The following is a 20,546-nucleotide window of genomic DNA, read 5'->3' as shown; positions in this document are numbered from 1 at the left end:
GCCGCCCTGAGTTGACGGACGTGTCGAGGTCCGAGAATGAGGTCTTGATGCCACTCGATGTTGTTAAACCTGTGGACAACCCCGATTTCATCAGTGTCTTGGTGGCATCCAGGGGACGTCCGGAGGCCCTTGGCCGATATCTGCTATCCGTTCGCGACACCGTCGCCCGTCCAGACTTGATTGATGTATGGGTGTACCGGGACAACGATGACGAGTCAGAAAGTTTGGATCTGCAGAAACTCGTGGGTCCTATCATAAAAGTTCACGTGATCGAAGGTCCCCCACTTCTGACACAAGGCGAAATTTGCAACACATTGCGACGGGCCTGCACGAGTAATCCTGGGATCTATTGCCCAGGTGGTGACAAGTTGCGATATGAGACTTTTGGATGGGATGAGGAGGTCAGGCAAGCATTCTCTTATTACCCCGACCGGTTAGCCTTGGTTTTTCTCAGGGATCAGATTAATGGTAAGAATTTCGCCTCAACTTTCTTGATCAGTGCTGAATGGGCAAACGCGTTGGGCAGAATTTTTACGGAGTATTTTCCATTTTGGTACGATGATACCTGGCTTAATTCATTGGCTCAGATGATTGGGCGCTTCCATCCTCTTCAATCAACCTTGCGGGTCCAGATAGGGGAAACGCAACGGATGCAGAATCTCTTGTTCTGGGAGCAGTTCTTCAACTGTACGTTCCCTGTTCGCGTGAAGGAATCTGAGCGCTTGCGCGAATTACTGATTCCGACTAGGCACGACGATGACACTGCCCTGACTGAGGCGGTCAACACGCTGCATGCGGTTTGGCGAGAGTCGTCTCAATTACCCCCGATGCGGAAGATTCAGTTGGTTCAACTTGAACGGCGCCAGTCGAAACGGCTTCGCACGTCAAATCCGCGTGATGCTGGCGATTCTGTTTACCGTTTGGTCGAAAGAAGGGCCGCCGAATTGCTGCGGCAATGGGCGGCTGCTGATCGCGATGAGGAAAGTCAGCAACGGTTCGCGAAAGGCTTGCGGTTGACCAGTGATGCCGCCGAGGCACATGTTGCCGAAGCGATGGAATTTTTGAAGACGGGAGATCTCAGCGCTGCCAAGCAAATCGCCGGAGATTTGCTTGAGCGATTCCCGAACTTTCCTGAAAGCCACGAAGTCTGGGCGCGTGTTTTGAGTGCTGAACACAGACTTGAAGAGGCTGAGTCAGCCTTGAGAGGGGCGCGCAAATTGTTTCCGCTTTACATCGGTATCCTTCACCTGCACGGCGCGGTTTTGTTTTGCTTGAATCGTCTGGGTGAGGCCAGCCTGGTCTTTGACCAACTTGCCGGCTATGTTCGAGAAGGTACCTGGACGCAGCAAGATGGGTTGATCAACCTCGGCCAATTCGAATTGACCCGGGAGAATTATCATCAGGCCCTCGAGTGGTTTCAACTCGCGGTCCATAGGGATGACTCCGACGTGGACGCCTGGTATGGTGTGTTGGCCGCTGCACAGCAACTTGGTCTGACGTCGGAACGAGAAAAAGCTTTGCTTCGCATTCGGCGGCTAAAGGGCTCGGCTGACACAGCCGTCGGAGAGCATTCATTGCAAGGGGCCTGATGCTCAAGCGTCGCCATTGCCCTGTGAGGGCCGTTCGTATTGGATAAGATGCGGCAGCCAAGTATCAGAGGCCAGTACCATGCCCAGCCCATCTAACGCCGAAAGCCTCAGAGAATCTCTTCTCTACCAGTGTCTGCGCATTCGCATGGTAGAAGAAAAGATCATCGAGTTGTATCCGACCGATCAGATTCAAAGCCCTGTACATCTCTCTATCGGTCAGGAGGCAGTGGCTGTAGGTGTCTGCGCACATCTCCGTCGAGATGATTGGGTCTTTATCAACTATCGCGGCCACGCCTTTTACCTGGCAAAAGGCGGGCCGTTGCCGGCGTTTTTCGCTGAGTTGATGGGCAGACGGGATGGGTTGAGCAAAGGAAAAGCCGGTTCAATGCATCTGGCGGCTCCAGATTGTGGTGTCATCGGGGCTTCCGCAGTGGTGGCCTCGTCGATCTCTCACGCGGTGGGAGCGGCACTGGCATCAAAAATTCGAGGCGAGACCGGCAGGGTTTTTGTTGCCAATTTCGGCGATGGGGCTATGGAACAAGGTGTGTTTCACGAGTCCCTGAACTTTGCCGCGTTGCATCAGGTTCCTGTTCTCTTCCTGTGTGAAGACAATGGATTGGCCGTGCATACATCCTGCTCAGCCCGGCAGGCTTTCTCCGTGCGGCGCCTCATTGAAGCCTATGGCATCGCTTATTATGAGTTGAAGGAGGGCTATGACCCTGAGAATGTCAGGGCACTGGCTGGGGTCGCAATCGAAAAGGTTCGCCAAGAGCAGTGCCCCGTATTTATCAAGGTTCACACGGCCCGCTATCGTGAACACGTCGGGCCGGGGGAGGACTTCCACGCAGGCTATCGCTCCGAAGCAGAGATGAACGCTTGGAAGGCCAAAGACCCCCTGATGCAGTCCTCCTCGGTACTCGATTCATATCGAGCTGTAATCACCACGGAAATTGAAGCGGCTTTACAGATGGCCAACGCATCGCCGTTGCCGACGCTGGAGGATTTGTTGACAGATGTCCTCTAGGACCTATCGAGATGCGCTCGCTGATGCCATGAACTGGGCCATGGAAGCCCACGACCACACTCTGATCATTGGCCAAGGCGTGTCGGACTTCAAGGGGCTTTTTGGCACAACCAGTGGCTTGGCGGAACGCCATCCCAATCGCGTGATCGAAACTCCGTTGGCAGAGGACTCCATCGCTGGCATTTGTATTGGGGCTGCACTCAACGGAATGTATCCCATCAATACCCACATTCGAGCTGATTTTGGCCTGTTGGTGTTTAACCAGTTAATCAACCTCGCTGCAAAATATCGCTACATGTTTGGCGGTCTGTTTGAAGTCCCCATGATGATGAGAATGATCATCGGTCGCAGTTGGGGGCAGGGTGCACAGCACTCTCAGAGTTTGCAGTCTCTTCTGGCCCATATTCCAGGGCTGGTTGTGGTCATGCCGGCCTCGCCACAAAGCATCCTATCCAGTTATCGATTTGCCATCGAGAAACATCGAGGCCCAGTCGTCATGTTTGAGCATCGTCTCATGTATGAATTGGAATTTGAGGAGAGACAGCTGGATTCAGAAATATCTATCTTCGGTTCTTACAAAATCCGTGAGGGGACGGATGTCACCATTGTTGCAACTTCTGTGATGTTGCTGGAGGCGAACCGGGCGGCCAACTACGTGGCAGATTATGGCATCTCTGTTGAAGTGATCGATCTGCACTCGGTGTCGCATCCGGATTATGCAATGATTCTGAGCAGCGTGAGCAAGACGGGGCGGCTCCTCGTCGCTGACACTTCTTGGGTGGCTTATGGCGTTTCAGCAGAGGTCAATCGCGCGATTAACGAGGTCGACCCCGGTATGCTCAAGGCCCCAACCGTGAGTTTGGGGATGCAGCCATCGCCCTGCCCGACTGCCAAGGCGTTGGAAGATCTGTACTACCCGGATATGCACGACCTGGTCGATGCAATTGCCAAATTGTATTCCGCAGACTCAAACCACCGAATACCGTTGCCTGCCAAGCAGCCGATACGAGATTACTACAAACATTTCAGCGGCCCATTTTAGGCGGGATGATGGGAGACTTTTAGGCCGTGACCTTATTGAGATGCCGTTCGTGGTGAGCGCGACGAGCATTCAAGGCCTCAAAATCGACCTTGATGTTTAGGGCAGGCCGAAACACGAATCCCGATGTCGCTGAAGCGCCCCTCAGCCACAGCGTCCGAAGGTCTGGAGTTCTCAACTACGACACCTCTCGTCACGCAGAGGGCTATTTCTTGGATGCCAATGGAGATATTGTCAATGTTAAGTCCGAGCCAACTCAACGAAAAATCGAGAGAGTTGAGAATTGATATTCTTCGGGCAGTACATTCGGCTGGGAAAGGACATATTGGAGGAGCCTATTCCATCGTTGAAATACTGGTAAGTCTTTACTACGGGAAATTTCTTCGGTTTGACCCGGCCAACCCTCTGTGGGGCGGTCGTGACCGATTTTTGTTGAGTAAGGGACACGCCGGTATCGCGCTCTATGCGGTCCTTGCCGATCTGGGCTTTTTTTCGCGGGAAGAAATGCCGTATCTCAATCAAGGCCAACTCCTCGGCGAACATCCTGACCCTCGAATTCCCGGAGTTGAGTTCCTCTCTGGCTCGCTTGGCCACGGATTGCCGATAGGATGCGGGATGGCGCTCGCTGACAAGCTTGACGGGAACAATCGAAAGACCGTGGTCCTGATGGGAGACGGAGAGTGCTACGAAGGGTCTGTTTGGGAGGCGGCTATGTTTGCTGCTCACCACGAGCTACATCATCTGTGTGCCATTGTTGACCGCAACCGGCTGATCACTCACGGCTCCACGGAGAGTATCAACCGCCTTGAACCTTTCGCGAAAAAATGGATGGCTTTTGGCTGGGATGTGCGAGTGATTGATGGCCATCAATTCGAAGACCTGAATTCAGCCTGGGCAACTCACTTCTCAAAGACGTCGGGCAAGCCAAGCGTGGTCATCGCGAATTCCGTCAAAGGAAAGGGAGTGTCATTCATGGAAAATCAACCAGAATGGCACCACGGAGGGATAGATTTAGACCGGTTTGTATTGGCCTTGGCTGAGCTTCAAGACGGGAAATAAAATCTCAAATGACTGTGGACATGCGCGATGCGTTTTTTGAGACATTAGTTCATTTTGCAAGGCAGGACGAACGAATTGTTCTGCTAAGCGCCGATCATGGTGCATTTGCGCTACGGGAATTTGAAACATCCATGCCTGAACGTTTTGTGAACGTCGGGATTGCAGAGCAAAATATGATTGGTGTGGCGGCTGGGTTGGCGTCCAGTGGAAAGATTGTGTTTGCTTATGGGATTAGCCCGTTTGTAAGTTTGAGAGTCTTGGAACAACTGACCCTGGATGTCGCGGCCATGCAATTGCCCGTTAGCATCGTGAGTGTGGGTGCCGGTTTCACCTATAGCACCGACGGTCCTACTCATCACGGATTGCAGGAATTACCCGCCGTGATGACAATTCCGGGACTCACGGTGCTGAATTCATCAGACCCTCACAACACCGGTGCCTTTGTGGAATTTGCTATCAATTCTAAGAGGGCCAATTACATTCGTATCGAGAAAGGTGTTTTGCCCAATCTCAAACTTGATTCCGAATTCTCGGTGGAAACAGGATTTTCGGTGGTCAAGAAATCTGGAAGAGTCTTGTTCATTTCCACAGGGGCGATCGTTCATGAATTGTTGGAGGTTCTCCCGGCTATTGAGCAAGGTATTGGACAGCAAGTGTCCGTGATTGACCTCTTCAGGCCGAGCTCGGTATATGGTGATGATTTCCTGGCGCTTCTTTCCAATGCTTCGAAAATTTATACTCTAGAAGAATCCTACTCCAATGGAATTGGCCAACTGGTGGGCTCCCTCGTCGCAACCAATTGTTTGAAGATACCCTTCAAAATGATCGCCCCAGAGAGCAAGTTTTATTACATTTCGGGTGACCGACGCTTGTTGCGAAAAATCGGGAAGGTAGACTCGGCGTCCATACTTCAAACCGTTATTCAAGACCACTGAGGGCAGTTCGCTCGGTGACCTGTGGGGTGAGCCCCTGGCGGTTGGCTTTGGTTTGGTGTAGGCCTTCCAAACGTTATGCCGGAGCGAAACTGCCACGCAGATCGGGCATCAGATTGATTCAATGGAGAACCATTTCCCTGAGTTGACCTTGCTGGCAAACCAGAATTTTGACTGGCAGCCTGAGGGCCCGGAGGTCCTGCGAACTGCCTGTTTGTTACGCTCCCTGAATGGGTAGAGGAATTTCCTGATCAGGTTGTCAGGGCTCTCTTCTGCAACGTATGAAGAGCCTTGAAGTCTTTTTCTCTCATGTCAAGGCATCCTCCAGAAGCTTGTTCCGGGTGAGCACAGAAGTTGGCAATGATGGCTGTTCTGTCCCTGCCCCGAGGTCTTGCGCCGCGGTGTAATTGCAAGGTGTCCAGTAATAGCATGTCTCCATAGGCCAGTTTTGGGGTCACTCTCCGCGCGAATGGAAACTTATTTTCAATGTCCTCTTCCGACCATCTGTCTTGGTAGTGATAATTTCCTTGTTCAAAGAAGTGGCTTCCCTCGATAAAGCGCGTGACTCCAGTATTTGAGTCTATCTCATCGAGGAAGATGAATGCCTTTAGCATTCGGAAAGCATCGATATCTATATGCCACAGCTGTGTATTTGTTTCGGGTAATTGGTTAGCCCACGTCCTTTGCACTTTGACATATGTGAGTAGCGGGAAGCATCCAAGATATTCTTGAGCGGTCCGGAGCAGACGAAGATCTAAAATGACGGGTAAGAGGGCTGCCACGTTTTTAAGAGGAGTCTTCAACTGGATGTAGGAAGTGTTCTCTTTCAGGTATTGAGTGCCCAGAGACACCTCGTACTCACTTAGTCTCGGTAATGACTCAATCTCTCTCAGAGTTTGCTTCTCTGTTTGGCCTGTACGAGGGGGGACCCGTATGGGGCTTTGTATACACTCAGGTTCTCCGAAACATCGGTCGATTTCGAGCTTCAGGTGATTGAGCGTCTCTGCCTTGAAGAATGACCTTGCAACGGCGTGATGGTGGGCACGTAGGTCTGTTGTGACTTCTTCGCTATAGTTTGGCATCCTGGGCCAATTTGAGACAGTCGGCCGAGCTTCACGGCCTGAGTGGAAAATGCTCTCAAGAGACTTCAGGTATTCCTCGGAGATGGAATTGAGTGGCATGGAAACGGCCCCAGTTGATGATTCTCCAAATTCGGCTGGCTCGAATAAGTCAACGTGAATACACTAGTACGTCTTGTTTCGACTGCTCAGCCAATCCTGGATCTTTTGGATATTGCCAATAATCTGTTCACGGGTAAAGGTCGGCCCCCAGGGACCATCCGGCTTATATCTGAAGGGGAGTCCCACTTCTTCGTCCTTTGAAAACCTGTAGAGGAGGTGAGCGTGTTTGCTCAGGTCCTGGTCAATCATCTCTATCCCATAGGATTCAGGGTCCTTGGCGATCGGGGAACCTGGCACCGGACAGAATCCCGATACTGAGGCGAAGTCCGGGTCAATTTCCTCCAAGAATTTAACAGTCTTCTCGACAATGTCGGCCGATTCTCCCGGAAGACCCAAAATCAGGCAGATCTTCACCTTGATCCCAAACTCTTTGGCGTCTGCGAAAAAACGACGAATACCAGTGAGATTCTGCCAGTCTTTCTTGATGATCTTCATGACCTTTGGGTCAACAGTTTCCACGCCAACGGAGAGTTCCACACATCCAGACTCCGCGGCGAGTTTCAATTGCTTGGTGGAAGCCAAGGTGGTCGTTTGCCCTCTCCAAATCACCCCCTCGTCTTTCAAAATGTTCAAGCACTGCTCAGATATTTTGGGGCTTGGGTGAATCGCTACTTCGTCGCGTAAATTAATAGCTTTGATTTTATAGGTTGATTTAAGATATTGAATTTCGCTTCTAAGCATCTCCGGGTGCCTGACCTGGAGTTCATTGGGTACATTGTAAACGCAGAATCCACATCGATAGATACAGCCTCGCGACATGTAAATTGACGTGGCTGGCTCTTCGCCGTACTGACTGAATAATTTGCTATTTATCACTCGTTCCGCTGGCAGAAGGGACCTGTCCGGATAAGGCGTTGAGTCGAATCTATCGACTTTATAGTCGCCACGAAACAGTCTTTGACTGGAATCACCGACTGAATTGATTGCTTCCCACAAGGCTGACTCCCCTGGGCCTGTGACGACCTTATCAAAATATTCGAGCGCTCTGGCTGTGCACATATCCACGTGCGTTCCGCCTGCGATTGTCACGCATTGTGCGTCTCGAGATTTGAGCGATGCTGCGATCGCCTCAAGTTCGATGGCATCTCCTGACTTCATGATCCAGAAGAGATAGATTTTTCGCTCTGGGATTTTCTCCAGGAAGCCTTCTTGAGGGCCAGTCGGACCTTCGCCTCGGAGGTCAAAAATCTCAACCTCGATTCCCTTATTCGCTTTATTTAATACGGTCGCATAATACATTTCCCATAGGGGCTGTAGTTTGAAAGGGTCGGCCCAGTAATGCCACGACGGAACGATGAACCCGGCTTTCACGACGGCACCTCTATGTTAAGGATGGCGGATATGACTTGATCGATACCCAGGATTTCTCCCAGGAATTCCTTGAATGCCCTTGGGCGGAAGACATAACGTTTCCTGCTTTTATCAAGAGGCAATGTGGAGATCTGCGCTGGTCTTTGCGTGTCTTTGAATTGCACGATTGGGTTGGCCCCCGGATAAAGTGCACGCACGAGTTGAATTGCTTCGGAAATAGATATCTCGGCCCCGGAGCCCACGTTGTAGGCCTCATAGGATGAAGGAGTCGGAGGGATGCCCATTTCTTCAACGATGAGTTCCGCCAGGTCCATCGCGAAGATATAGTCGCGCTTCAATTCAGGCTGAAATATGGTGATGGTTTCACCGCTTTTTGCTGCCAGTATCGAGCGAACTGCGTGGTGGCTATGGTTTTCTCTGTACAGTTTCAGAGGGCCCAGCACGGTTGTCGGTCTCATCACGCGGACGTCCGTCGCGCTCAATGATGCGAAAGCTTGTAGTTGCATTTCAAATGCCCTTACGGCGTAACCAATCGCGGCACTTTGGGGGGAATCGATGAAAAAAGAGTCTTCACTCGCGTTGACTCGCCCTGAATAACCAGTCGAAGAGCTAAGCCAAATGAGTTTCCCTGGCTGAGTTGCGATGCAGTATTTCAGCACGGCAAGGTTGGTGTCTGCGTGTTCCAACAGTGGTTGAAGTTTCTGGTCTGAGGGCTGAACGCCGGGAAAAATGTTGTTCGCCAGATGAATCACGCAGCCAGGATTTCTTTCCAACGCCTCCAGAGTAGACTCAGAACTGTCCCATCGAACGAGTCGCACGTTTTCAGTCTGTCCCAGTTTGTATTGCGGCACGCGCGTTCGGTAGGTTGCCACCACGGGGGCCCCGCGTGCTGCAAGTAGGTTCAGAACATAATTTCCAATTAATCCCCCCGCTCCCAAAAGTAGGACCGGCTTCTCAGGTGAGATACATGGAGGAGCGATGGGAATAGGCAGCCCGCCAGCCTCCATTTCATCGAATGTCGGATTCAAAGCGCTCTCCCCTAATGGGCTCAAACCGTTGCCTGCTAGGTTGGCGTGGGTGAAGGAGTGCCAAGGTCACGTGTTCCTGCTGGCCCATTGGAGGGGGAATTGTGTTCGGTGCGGGCCAGTGACACAGGCCATGCTCCTTGGCCCCAAGCGATTCGAATGCAACAAGTCTGGCTTGGTTTACCGCAAAAAATTTGAGGGCTATCGAGTTTCCGCAGGATGGTCCGGTTTCCATTGCACGTTTTGGGACGGGCAAGGTTCCGTGAATTTTGGCTGAACTCTATTCGACGACAAAATATGATGTCCTGGACGCATAGGGATACCGTTTCAAGCGTACGTTGTTCAATCCAAAGACTTCCAGAAGGGCTTCCGTTTCACCCGGGGAGTCCGGATCGTTCAATTCATCGAAGCCGAGCACGCTGCCTTTCACCAAGCGAGGCTTGATCGCTTCAAGACACGCCTTGGTCGGGGCATAAACGTCCAAGTCGAAGTAGGCTAGGGCGATGATGGTTTCACGATGTTTATCTAAATATTCTGGCAGGGTTTTTGTTGCATCTCCCCCAATTATTTCAAATTTCCGAATATGTCCCAGCGGATTGTCCTGCTCCTGTAACCGCATGATGTGTTCCAGGTAGGTCTGATAATTTTCACTGACCCGGAGGTGCCCCACCCTCATCATGTCGGAATGACCGTCTTGAGCGTCAATTTTCAAGAAGCCGGTGAAGGTATCAAATCCTATGATCTTGCGATGACGATTGAAGGGTTCATAGATTCCACGCAGGGCTGAAAATTGTGCCAGGTTCGGACCCCACCTTGTGCCAAACTCCATCACAACACCCATGACGTCGACAATCTGTCGATAGATGTGGTCCATGAAAAGCAGTCGGGCCAATGATTTCGAGTTGAGAAACAGCCCTAGATTCGAGAGGATTTGATCATCTGGTATCGGACAGCTTCGAAAGTGGCTTGCAAATTCTTCACGTAAGATTCGCTCCTGGTAGCTTGAGTAGTTCTTGACGCTCAGGTCATTGCTATGGTGCGACTTGCTGCTGTCTTGATTCATTTTTTGCCCATTCTTATATAGGCGGGGACCGGTCGTTCTCCGTTGAACGCGATGACCCAAGCCCAGTACCGCAGTCTTCCCTCAATTAAATCATATGGAAATTCGTCTCTGGGGTCATCATTTTTTACCAACCTTACTGGTTTGGTAGGTTCCCCTTGTCTGATGAATTCAGCCAATTCTGTTGGACTGGGTGACAGGCCCAGCGTGTTCGACAGCGCCTCTTCCCGAGTCTGGTAGACCTTCTTGTTGCCTTCGCCTGCCAAACTCACCCGAATATGACCGGGATCGATCCAGGCAGGTTCACGTGAACAGACCTGTGCAATGGCCTCTTTGTCTTCCTGAGATAACTTGAAATCGGTAGACGCTGCATTTTGTCGAACGTGCTCTACACGGACGGCCTTTGGTATCGCAATGACCGACGGCTGCGATGTCAGCCAATTCAGGGCAATCTGGGAGGGGGTTCGCTGATATTTCTCTGCCAAGGTGGAGAGCAGCTGTCGACCATCATCACCGTCAACCGTTCTCCCCTTGTCCAAAGGGCTGTAGGCAAGGACCAGTGCGTCGGTCGAGAGGCAATGCGGCATGATCGAGGTTTCGATGAATCGGTCGAATAGATTGTATTCAACTTGGTTGCTGAAAATCTGACCTCTCAGCAGTTTCGACTGTGCGACGTGCATTTCTCGAGCAGAAAAGTTCGATAATCCAATGTGCCTTATTTTTCCTTGGTCACGGAGATGTTCCAGGGCCCGGAGAGTTTCTTCGATCGGTACGGTCGGGTTAGGCCAATGAATCTGGTAAAGGTCGATGTATTCTGTCTTGAGGCGTCTCAGCGAACCCTCGGCCGCGCGAATCACCCCCGGAAACTCGTGATTTTCGGGTGAAAATTTCGTCGCGATGAAGACCTTGTCGCGCTTACCGCGAATGACTTGGCCCACGATTTCCTCTGAATGTCCTGATGCGTATCCTTCAGCCGTATCAAGCAGGGTCATCCCCAGGTCAATCCCAAGCTCCAGGGCATAAATTTGCTCTTTGCTGCGGGCCGACTCAGCCCGTTCATCCTCCCCAATGCCACTGCAGCCCTGTCCGACAATTGGTAATTCTTCACCAGTTGGGATTGCAATACGTTTCACGATTATCAACCAAGCCTGTTCAAGTACGGATTCTCTTTGGGAGCCGGCGGGCTCTGCTCATCTATCCGTTGGGATAGCCAGCAGGGTTTGCAAGGCAATCGTTCGAATTGCGCTGTTAGATGTCTGCGCCCTGACCGAGGCTCCCCGGGTAGCCCACACACGTGCAAGACTGGTCGCTCTCGAGGTCGGAATGCTTCGTTTCACGTGTTTTGCCCGATGCCGCGATGTTCAGCCACCAGCGTTCTACAGGCCCCGATGGGGCGTTACACAATTAAACACGCGCAAGTGAACTCGAACAGCAACTTGGTCACCGAGTTGCAAAAAATCTTCGCCTTCCAGTCCGCCAGATGTCGGGAGTTCAGTTGTGCGCAGACAGTTTGGCGCGGGGGCCTTTTCCGATCTATCAGTCGCTCAACCCCAGTTCGTAAAAACCTCTGGGGGCCATCGAGAATTTGAAGTAGAATGGGTGGGCTCCTCCAGGGGCGTTCTGAACTGCCCACACGGCCGCTAAACCCTGGCTGGTCCGGTCCGAGGTGGTCCCGTTCGGTCGGTCGAGCGGGGATTTCTGGATTCGCTCGAATTGCGTAGCTCAAGGGACTGGCTCAATTGCGTCCAAACGAGGTTTTCGCACATTGCTCGTGAATGTGGTGGGCCAAACCGTGTCGCTTCCCGATGAGATGCTCAAATTTTTTGAAGGAAAGCGCTGCCTTATCACGGGGGGCACGGGCCTGATCGGAAGAGAGGTCACCCGCCTCCTTGCTGGGGCCAACGCTCGCATACGTTTGGTGTCACTAGACCAAGTGACTGTGCATCCAGAGGTGGAGCATGTCTATGGAGACCTCACCGAGCTGACGTTTTGCTTGGAGCAAACGTCGGGCATCGACTACGTATTCCATTTGGCTGGTCTCAAGGGTTCCATCGAGGTCACGCAATCGAAGCCCGCCAGTTTCCTTGTGCCCTTGTTGATGTTCAACACAAATGTCTTAGAGGCTGCGCGGCGCAACCGTGTACAGAAGCTCGTCTATACCAGTTCCATCGGTGCCTACAGCAGCACGGAGATATTCGTCGAAACCGAGAATCGAGATGGCCCTCCCATGGACACCTTCCCCGGTTGGGCAAAGCGTATGGCTGAATTGCAAATTCAAGCTTATCGCCAACAGTGTGGTCTGGACTGGTCAATCGTTCGCCCTTGCAATGTTTATGGCCCTGGAGATAATTTTGACCCAGACAATGCCATGGTGATTCCATCGTTGATGATGCGGATACATCGAGGTGAAAATCCCGTCACGGTATGGGGTGATGGCTCGGCCGTTCGGGACTTTGCATACAGTCGCGACGTGGCATTGGGAGTCATTCAGGCGCTTTACTACGGGACCCGAGGCGACTTCGTCAACTTGGGAAGTGGGATTGGTTACAGTGTTCGACAGCTAGTTGAAACACTGCGGGAATTTCTCGACTTTGAATACGTCTTCGACACCAGCAAGCCGTCCGGGTTTCCCCGTCGAGTGATGGATATCAGTCGCGCTCGCGATTGGATTCAGTACAATCCGGTCACCCCTTTACGCCAAGGCTTGGAGGAAACCTGGAACTGGTTCCAGCAAAACCAAGATGAATATCTACGCAAGCAGAATTATTTCAAAGACTAGCGCTCGACTGTGACCACCGCATTCATTACTGGCATTACAGGGATGGTGGGGTCGCACCTTGCGGACTATCTCCTGGCCCACACAGAATGGAATGTGGTGGGCCTGGTACGTTGGCGCAGCCCTCTTGATAACGTGGCACATTTGCTGGACCGAGTGAACCGCGGGGATCGCGTGGCGCTTGTGTACGGTGACCTGAAAGATTCCATCTCCCTCGATCGGGCGATTGATCAGTTCACACCGGATGTTATCTTTCATCTAGCAGCCCAGAGCTTTCCCAAAACCAGTTTCGACGCGCCACTCGATACGCTCGATACCAACATTCTTGGCACGACCAGGCTTCTCGAGGCTATTCGGCGGAGCGTGCCAGGGGCTGTGGTGCACGTATGCGCCTCTTCTGAGGTCTTCGGGCGGGTTCCGAGGGAGAAGTTGCCCATTGACGAGGATTGCACCTTTCACCCGGCATCTCCCTATGCGATTTCGAAAGTCGGGACCGACCTTATTGGTCGTTTCTATGCCGAAGCCTATGGCATGACCGTGATGAGTACGCGCATGTTCACGCACACGGGGCCTCGAAGAGGGGATGTTTTCGCTGAATCGTCGTTCGCTAAACAGATTGCACTAGCAGAGGCGGGATTTCTTCCGCCCGTCCTGAGAGTCGGCAACCTCAAGAGTTTGCGCACGGTAACGGATGTGCGTGATGCGGTGCGCGCCTACTACTTGCTGGTGACCGTCAATCCTCAGGCCGGTGCCTTTTATAATATTGGTGGCAACCATAGTCTTGAGGTCGGCGCAATTCTGGAATATCTGATCGGGTTGTCTCCCTTGAGAGAAGAATTCAGAGTCGAAGTCGACCCCGACAGACTTCGCCCTATTGATGCCGATTTACAGGTTCCGAATACTGAAAGATTCCGGCAGCACACAGGTTGGCGCCCTGAAATTCCATTCGAGCAGACCATGAGCGACCTGCTGAACTACTGGCGTAAGCGGGTGAAAACTGAGGGTGGTCGATTCTTGCTGCGCTAGGTGTACATGCCGTGTTTGCTGAATTTAAGCCCGTTTTCGAAACCGAGTATTTTAATTTGGAAGCCGCGCCGGAGGAGCCCTGTCGCGGAAATGGTCCCTACTATCGAATGACTGGGCCTGACTCAGTTATTTGTTGCGTCTTGGATCAAGATGATCGCTTTGTGATGGTTCGGCAATACCGACCGAACCTGGAAACCGTCACCCTTGAGATTCCCGCCGGTGGAATTGAACGCGGAGAAAGCCCATTGGTTGCTGCTCGACGAGAAATTTTGGAGGAAACGGGATTGAGGTGCCCTTTGTTGCCATTGGGGAAGTCATTCAGCCTGATGATGAATCGAACTAGCATTATGGACCACCTGTTTTTTGGCATGTTTCCCGAGCGCACGCCACATTTTGTGCCCGAGCCAGGAACGGAGATTGTACTTGTGCCGCGGTGTGACCTTTTGCAGTTTGCACTTCGTGGTGAGTTCCTCCAAATTGCTGGTTTGGGCCTTCTTCAACTGGCAGGGGGAATCTTGCAACTCGACCTGTGGCGCAGTTCACTGAGGGAGGTCGGAGAGCGCTTTTGTCGCGCTCCGGAGGTTAACTGGGCGAGCAGTGAGTAACTTTCCCACCGTCGCAGTCATTCTGGCAGGCGGATTGGGAACCCGCCTGCGTGATACCGTGCCTGACCTGCCCAAGCCGATGGCCCCTGTGGCCGGTCGGCCTTTTTTGGAGCACCTTTTGCTGTACTGGGTTCGGCAAGGGGTGCGCCGCTTCGTGTTATCGGTAGGCTATCGTCACGAGGTGATAGAGTCTCACTTCCGGGACTCGTATCTCGGTTGCTCCATCGTCTATGTCAGGGAGCCGAGGCCACTGGGGACGGGGGGCGGGCTCATGTTGTGTCAGCGTAACCTTCAACTTCGCGAGCCTTTTATTCTGCTGAACGGCGATACTTTTTTCAAAGTCGCCCTGCAGGACCTTCATCAGCAGGCCCAAGTGCAGGGTGGTGATTGGGTGATTTCACTGTTCCCTACCACCGATGTGCGGCGCTACCTTCCGGTCACTATCGCGGCAACGGGTCGTGTCGAATTTTCCAATTCCGCTGCCCATTCCAAAACCTCCGGTTTGCAACTGGCGAACGGTGGTGTTTACTGGGTGCATCCGCGCGCCTTGGACCCCTTCATACGACACGAAGGTTACCTTTCCTTGGAAGGGGAAATTTTTCCTCGATGCCAAGAGCTTGGCCAACACGTCGTAGGGTTGACGTCTGACGCCACATTCATAGATATCGGGGTGCCGGCTGATTATGCTCGAGCACAGGTCTTGAGCTGTTTTGAGTACGCGAGATTGGATTGAACGTGCAAGTACAGACAACGAATTTGGATGGCGTCAAACTTATCACCCCGCCCACGAATTTTGAAGACTTTCGCGGAAATTATGTGGAATTGTTTAATGCCAGGCTCTATCGTCAGGTCGGCATAGACCTCAACTTCATTCAGGATGACATTTCAACCTCCCGGCAGCACGTCTTGAGAGGCATCCATGGTGATTCTAAGACCTGGAAGTTAATCTCCTGCCTGCACGGAGCATTCTATCTGGTGGTCGTGAACAATGACCCCGAATCTCGGCAGTTTAAACATTGGCAGGGATTCACCCTTTCGGATCGTAATCGTCTGCAGGTTCTTGTCCCGCCAATGTTTGGCAATGGTCACCTGGTGCTGACCGAGTTGGCCATTTTTCACTACAAGCAGACCACTGAATATGACCGGAGTGGACAATTCACCATTCATTGGGATGACCCGGAATATCAGTTCTGGTGGCCGGTCAAACATCCGATTCTCTCTCTGCGAGATGAGGGCGTAGGGCGGTGATGGCACCAGACTTTTTTGCAGGCAAACGCATTCTCGTCACGGGTGCTGGTGGATTCATCGGAACTCACTTGGTGCGCCGCTTGGTGGAGTTGGGGGCAGAGGTGCGTGGCACGCTTCATCAAAAGCCGCCCCAACGTCCAGAGCCAGACGTGAGGTATCTTCAGTGTGACCTCACGAAATCAGAGGATTGTCGACAGGCGACGCAGGGGATGGACTATGTCTTTATGGCCGCTGCCAATAGTTCTGGGGCGGCTGTCATGGAAAAGACACCTTTGGTGCATCTCACGCCTAACCTGGTCATGAATGCGTACATGTTGGCGGCGGCATATGAAAATGAAGTCAAAAAATTTTGCTTCATCAGTTCCAACACTGTTTACCCGGTCACTGATTTCGCGGTGAGAGAAGAGGACGCACGATTCGACTTCTTCGAGAAATATTTCATCGTCGGTTGGATGAAGCGTTTCTCAGAGGTCATGTGTGAAATGTATAGTGGCCGGATCAAAGCGCCCATGCAGACGTTAGTGGCGCGCCCGGGTAACCTTTACGGGCCCTTTGATAAGTTCACCCGGACTGAATCCAAGGTGATTGCAGCTTTGATTCGCCGGGCCATTGAGCGACAAGACCCTTACGTCGTTTGGGGGGACGGGCGCGATATCAAGGATTTTTTGTATGTGGAAGATTTCATTGACGGCCTGCTAAAGGCTTTCCCGCACGTTGAGTCGGGCGAGCCCGTCAATATCGCCTCCGGTCGCCCCGTCACGATTCGGGAAATGTTACCGATCATTTTGACGGCAGCTGACTATGCCGATGCTCGGATCGAATATGACGAGACGCAGCCCACGATGATACCCCGTCGAGAAATTAACATTGACCGAATCCAAGCCCTGACGGGTTGGGTTCCGGCCACCTCGCTGGCGTCTGGAATCCAAAAAACAGTTGCATGGTACAAGTGCGCTTATGCCGCAAAGACGCCTGAAGAGATGGCATTATGATTATTTGCCGCACACCCTTCCGAGTGTCGTTTTTTGGCGGGGGCACCGATTACCCGATTTGGTACCGTGAAAATTCGGGTGCTGTTATCAGCGCAACGATCAACAAGTACAGTTATATCACCGCCAGAAGACTTCCTCCGTTTTTCGATTTCAAGCACAGGATACGCTACTTCGAAAAGGAGGAGACCCAGACCATTCACGAGATTCGCCATCCCTCGGTTCGCGAGTGTGCACGCTATCTAGAATTTGATGACGCGTTTGAACTGGTTCACACGGCTGATCTCCCCGCTCGTTCCGGCTTGGGCTCCAGTTCCACGTTTACGGTAGGGGCCCTTCACGCTTTTCACTCGTTGAAAAATTACATGCCGACGAAGCGCGAATTGGCCCTCCAAGCCCTGCATGTAGAGCAGGAACGGATTGGAGAGGCCGTTGGTTCCCAAGACCAGGTTGCGGCCGCTTTCGGCGGCTTGAATTTAATCCGTTTTGCTGGAGTGCGTGAATTTGATGTAGATCCGATCGTGATTGCTCCGGAGCGGCTTCAGCGCCTGCAAGAGAATCTGCTGCTGTGTTTCACGGGATATGCACGCACAGCATCCGATATCGCCAGGTCTCAGATTGAGCTGACGCCCACGAAACTGAGTGAACTTCGAGCGATGAGTGATATTTGCAATACTGCCTTGGAATGTTTGACTGCTCGTGAAGACGCCTTGGATGAATTTGGAAGACTGCTAAACGAGCAATGGCGTATTAAACGTGGTCTCAGCCATTTGGTCTCCACCCCAAAAATCGATGAAATTTATGAGGCTGGACTCAAGTGTGGTGCTCTGGGCGGAAAACTGCTGGGCGCTGGTGGTGGGGGCTTCATGTTGTTTTATGCTCCCAAGGAATGCCACGCAAACATTCAGGCTGTACTGAACGAAAGGATGTTCGTCCCCTTTCGATTTGAGTTCACAGGGTCAAAAATCGTGTATTTTTCTCGCGATTGAAACAATGCATCGGCTGACGATGCCGCAGAGGGTTGCAAGTAGCAGCCTGAGGTGGTCCGGCTATCGCAATTGCCCTTGCGTTTCACCTTGTGCCGCCTGCGTCGTGGCGGCTGTGGCGTGGCTTGCGGAACGGGAGCTTGACCACTGCCCATTTTGAGTCCATCCATCCTCGGCTGCGATGATCGTCTTGTCTGCGCTTCGAGTCCATCCAGCCGCTGACGAGACTGAAAAACTCAAGTTTTTCGACGCCTGTTCCGACACTCTGGATAAGGCCCCAACGGAACTTCGTTCAGGCCGCTGTCGCGCTGCGTGATCACACCAAATCGCGATCTCAAGTGACGATGCCATGGCCCACCGGGCACGATGGAGGAACCTTCCGTGAGTGAAGACACCTTTCAATTTCCGCGGGAACGTCTGTCCCTTTGCATGATTGTCAAAAACGAAGAGGAAAAACTGGCGAGGTGCCTCCGTTCTGCACAACCTTGGGTGGGGGAAATGGTCATCGTCGACACAGGGTCGACAGATGGCACGGTGGCCATTGCAGAATCATTCGGGGCCAAGGTGGTGCATTTCCAGTGGTGCGACGACTTCGCGGCTGCACGCAACGCGAGTCTGGAGGCTGCGACCTTACCGTGGGCCCTCGTGCTCGACGCGGACGAAGAGCTAATTGTCGAAATGCCCGAGTTGTTGGCCGCGTTGGTGATGCAGTCTGGCGCGTTGCGGGCCTCGATTCGCCTCTACAGCGTCGATGAGCACGCATCGACTACTGGGGCACCCGTTCTGCGGTTGTTTGACCGCACCGACCCCACGGCTCGCTATCGCGCGCGAATCCACGAACACCTGATGCAGCCGGACACGGGGGATATTGCCTCGATCCTTCTGGATGGCCTGCGCATCCGTCACGACGGTTACCGCGCGGCGGTGGTCACTTCTCGCGGCAAGATCGAGCGGAATATTCGTCTGGCTCGTCTGCAGTTGGCTGACGCGCCTGATGACCCTCACGCGTGGTGGGCACTGGCCAGTTCGGTTCACTCCGTCGACGCCAAGGAAGCTTTTTCGGGTTACGAAAAGTGCCGCGAGTTAATGCGTGCCCAGAATCTGGGGCCCAACTTGCTGATGCTCAGCACTTATGTGCTGGGGGCTGACGCCTTGGCCGAGCTGGGACGGTGGGATGATATCCCGGCATGGCTCGACGAGGGGTTGACTGTGTTTCCCGGTCATCCCGACCTCCTGATCAGACGTGGGCGGACCTACCTGGCCAAGAGGGACTTTCAGGCGGCTGAGGCTGACCTGTTGGCCGCACGTCTTGCGAATCGGAGCGCCGAAGCCCTGCGCTATTCGGACCCCCTGCTCACCCAAGTGTTCACCCGGGTGGGGCGGGCTGAGGCGCTGCTCAATCTGGGACGTGATGAGGAGGGGGAACAGGAGTTGTTGGCGGCGGTGCCACTCACATCCGAGAGGACCGCGTCCCCGTTTACGATGCTGGTCACCCTGAAACTGAAGCAGGGCGACTACTCGAGCGCCCTTGATTTCGCTGAACGGGGTCTCGAAAGCGCCCCTAATTCGGGCGACCTGCGGCTGCTCGCGGCCAAGGCAGGCCTGGAGGTGGGGCGCTACCAGAAGGTGCTGGATATTCTGGAGCCGTTTCCGAATACCAGCGGGGTCAGCCAACTTCGGCTGAGTGCCTTATTGGAAGACGGCCGTGCGCCGGAGGCGTGCGAATTGCTAAAGGAAGCAGTCGGCGCACACGACCCTTTCTGGGCCGGATTGACGTGGCTTTGTCACGGCGCATCAGAACGTGCAGGTTTGGTCTGGACCGAAGCGGAACTGCCAGAAGAGGTGAATGACGCCACCAGGCAACTGGTGACGTTCGCTCGATTCGTCTATGTTGGGGCCGCTCAAACCAGCTGGCCCAGCTGGTCCCCCGATGCTACTCGGCAGCTACATCGCGCCCTGCGGGCACTTCTGCGCAATCAGCGCTTTGACGCGTTCGAACAACTCATCACGAAGACATCCGCGCTTCCGGCCGGGGTGTGGTGGCCCATCCGCCGAAGTTGTGGCGCGCAGTTGTGTTTGGACGGTTTCACCGAACTGGCTCTCGAAATGCTGCTGCCCGCCTGGCAGGACGAGCCAGACCAGCCAGAACTGTTGTATTGGATTGGTTACTGCGCCCTACAGGAAGGCAAGCTTGATGATGCGCATTCCCTGTGGATTGCCTGCCTCGATCGCCTCCCCGATCACGCACCCACCCGGCAAGGACTTGAGGTGCTCTCTAAATCAGGCTTCCCGGCCGCCTCGGGAGCCGTGGCGACGTGATCTGCACACTGGGGGGAAAGGGCCGGAAATTGCGCCTGATTGGCTTGGATGTAGGCACTAAAACCATCGGTGTGGCGATCAGTGATCCGCTTGGCTGGACCGCCCAAGGGGTCACGACCATTGCCCGGACCTCGCTTGACGAAGATCTCGCCGCGATCATCGACTTGATCGACGTATACAACGCTTCAAAGCTTGTGGTAGGCTATCCCCGGAACATGGACGGCTCCATTGGCGAGCAAGCTCGCTTCGTGGAACGCTTTGTGGAATCCCTCCAGGCGGCGATCGCCCTTCCCGTGGAGCTGGTGGACGAACGTCTC

General features: G+C 53.3%; 19 protein-coding genes. 14 read left to right on the top strand and 5 right to left on the bottom strand.

Annotated elements, in window-relative coordinates:
- Positions 1-47 precede the first annotated feature (47 nt).
- The 5 genes from VKP62_10780 to VKP62_10760 all read left to right on the top strand — a co-directional run bounded on the left by VKP62_10780 (position 48) and on the right by VKP62_10760 (position 5,646).
- Positions 48-1,589, top strand: a complete 1,542-nt coding sequence (locus VKP62_10780; GenBank protein ID MEB3197676.1) for a tetratricopeptide repeat protein — start codon at positions 48-50, stop codon at positions 1,587-1,589.
- 79 nt (positions 1,590-1,668) lie between these two features.
- Positions 1,669-2,613: a thiamine pyrophosphate-dependent dehydrogenase E1 component subunit alpha gene (locus tag VKP62_10775; GenBank protein MEB3197675.1), complete on the top strand. Its 945-nt coding sequence runs from the start codon at positions 1,669-1,671 to the stop codon at positions 2,611-2,613.
- Positions 2,603-3,655, top strand: a complete 1,053-nt coding sequence (locus tag VKP62_10770) for a transketolase C-terminal domain-containing protein (protein ID MEB3197674.1) — start codon at positions 2,603-2,605, stop codon at positions 3,653-3,655. Before VKP62_10775 ends, VKP62_10770 begins: the two co-directional genes overlap by 11 nt.
- 123 nt (positions 3,656-3,778) lie before the next feature.
- On the top strand, positions 3,779-4,711 hold the full coding sequence (locus VKP62_10765; protein ID MEB3197673.1) for a transketolase: 933 nt from the start codon (positions 3,779-3,781) through the stop codon (positions 4,709-4,711).
- 8 nt (positions 4,712-4,719) lie between these two features.
- The gene (locus tag VKP62_10760) at positions 4,720-5,646 is read left to right on the top strand and encodes a transketolase C-terminal domain-containing protein (GenBank protein MEB3197672.1); all 927 of its coding nucleotides are present in this window, start codon (positions 4,720-4,722) and stop codon (positions 5,644-5,646) included.
- Positions 5,647-5,894: 248 nt separating this feature from the next.
- Here the strand turns inward: VKP62_10760 and VKP62_10755 are convergent, their stop codons facing one another.
- The 5 genes from VKP62_10755 to VKP62_10735 all read right to left on the bottom strand — a co-directional run bounded on the left by VKP62_10755 (position 5,895) and on the right by VKP62_10735 (position 11,413).
- Positions 5,895-6,494, bottom strand: coding sequence for a hypothetical protein (locus tag VKP62_10755; protein MEB3197671.1), 600 nt, complete (start codon positions 6,492-6,494; stop codon positions 5,895-5,897).
- Positions 6,495-6,887: 393 nt separating this feature from the next.
- Positions 6,888-8,195, bottom strand: coding sequence for a radical SAM protein (locus VKP62_10750; GenBank protein ID MEB3197670.1), 1,308 nt, complete (start codon positions 8,193-8,195; stop codon positions 6,888-6,890).
- The gene (locus VKP62_10745) at positions 8,192-9,223 is read right to left on the bottom strand and encodes an NAD(P)-dependent oxidoreductase (GenBank protein ID MEB3197669.1); all 1,032 of its coding nucleotides are present in this window, start codon (positions 9,221-9,223) and stop codon (positions 8,192-8,194) included. The genes VKP62_10750 and VKP62_10745 overlap by 4 nt, the downstream gene beginning before the upstream one ends.
- A gap of 277 nt (positions 9,224-9,500) precedes the next feature.
- Positions 9,501-10,283, bottom strand: coding sequence for a crotonobetainyl-CoA--carnitine CoA-transferase (locus VKP62_10740; protein ID MEB3197668.1), 783 nt, complete (start codon positions 10,281-10,283; stop codon positions 9,501-9,503).
- Positions 10,280-11,413, bottom strand: a complete 1,134-nt coding sequence (locus tag VKP62_10735) for an aldo/keto reductase (protein MEB3197667.1) — start codon at positions 11,411-11,413, stop codon at positions 10,280-10,282. Before VKP62_10735 ends, VKP62_10740 begins: the two co-directional genes overlap by 4 nt.
- A 659-nt stretch (positions 11,414-12,072) precedes the next feature.
- On the opposite strand from VKP62_10735, the gene VKP62_10730 reads away from it, so the two are divergent.
- The 9 genes from VKP62_10730 to ruvX all read left to right on the top strand — a co-directional run.
- Entirely contained in the window at positions 12,073-13,059 is a 987-nt protein-coding gene (locus VKP62_10730; protein MEB3197666.1) for an NAD-dependent epimerase/dehydratase family protein, read from the top strand.
- A 9-nt stretch (positions 13,060-13,068) separates the two neighbouring features.
- Positions 13,069-14,082 (top strand): GDP-mannose 4,6-dehydratase, encoded by a 1,014-nt coding sequence (locus VKP62_10725; protein ID MEB3197665.1) that lies wholly within the window; start codon positions 13,069-13,071, stop codon positions 14,080-14,082.
- An 11-nt stretch (positions 14,083-14,093) separates the two neighbouring features.
- A complete protein-coding gene (locus VKP62_10720) occupies positions 14,094-14,687 on the top strand; it encodes an NUDIX hydrolase (protein MEB3197664.1) in 594 nt (197 codons plus the stop codon).
- Positions 14,680-15,420: a sugar phosphate nucleotidyltransferase gene (locus VKP62_10715; protein MEB3197663.1), complete on the top strand. Its 741-nt coding sequence runs from the start codon at positions 14,680-14,682 to the stop codon at positions 15,418-15,420. Before VKP62_10720 ends, VKP62_10715 begins: the two co-directional genes overlap by 8 nt.
- 2 nt (positions 15,421-15,422) lie before the next feature.
- Entirely contained in the window at positions 15,423-15,935 is a 513-nt protein-coding gene (rfbC, locus tag VKP62_10710; protein MEB3197662.1) for a dTDP-4-dehydrorhamnose 3,5-epimerase, read from the top strand.
- Positions 15,935-16,927, top strand: coding sequence for an NAD-dependent epimerase/dehydratase family protein (locus VKP62_10705; protein ID MEB3197661.1), 993 nt, complete (start codon positions 15,935-15,937; stop codon positions 16,925-16,927). Before rfbC ends, VKP62_10705 begins: the two co-directional genes overlap by 1 nt.
- Positions 16,924-17,913: a kinase gene (locus tag VKP62_10700; protein MEB3197660.1), complete on the top strand. Its 990-nt coding sequence runs from the start codon at positions 16,924-16,926 to the stop codon at positions 17,911-17,913. The genes VKP62_10705 and VKP62_10700 overlap by 4 nt, the downstream gene beginning before the upstream one ends.
- A 378-nt stretch (positions 17,914-18,291) precedes the next feature.
- Complete coding sequence (locus VKP62_10695; protein MEB3197659.1) at positions 18,292-20,229, top strand: glycosyltransferase; 1,938 nt, start codon at positions 18,292-18,294, stop codon at positions 20,227-20,229.
- A partial coding sequence (gene ruvX / locus VKP62_10690) for a Holliday junction resolvase RuvX (GenBank protein ID MEB3197658.1) occupies positions 20,226-20,546 on the top strand: 321 nt, incomplete at its 3' end. The genes VKP62_10695 and ruvX, both read left to right, overlap by 4 nt.

The organism is Candidatus Sericytochromatia bacterium, from assembly GCA_035285325.1.
Taxonomy (GTDB): Bacteria; Cyanobacteriota; Sericytochromatia; order S15B-MN24; family JAQBPE01; genus JAYKJB01.
Note: the sequence above shows the minus strand (reverse complement) of the source record. Positions and strands in the feature narration are given on the sequence as shown.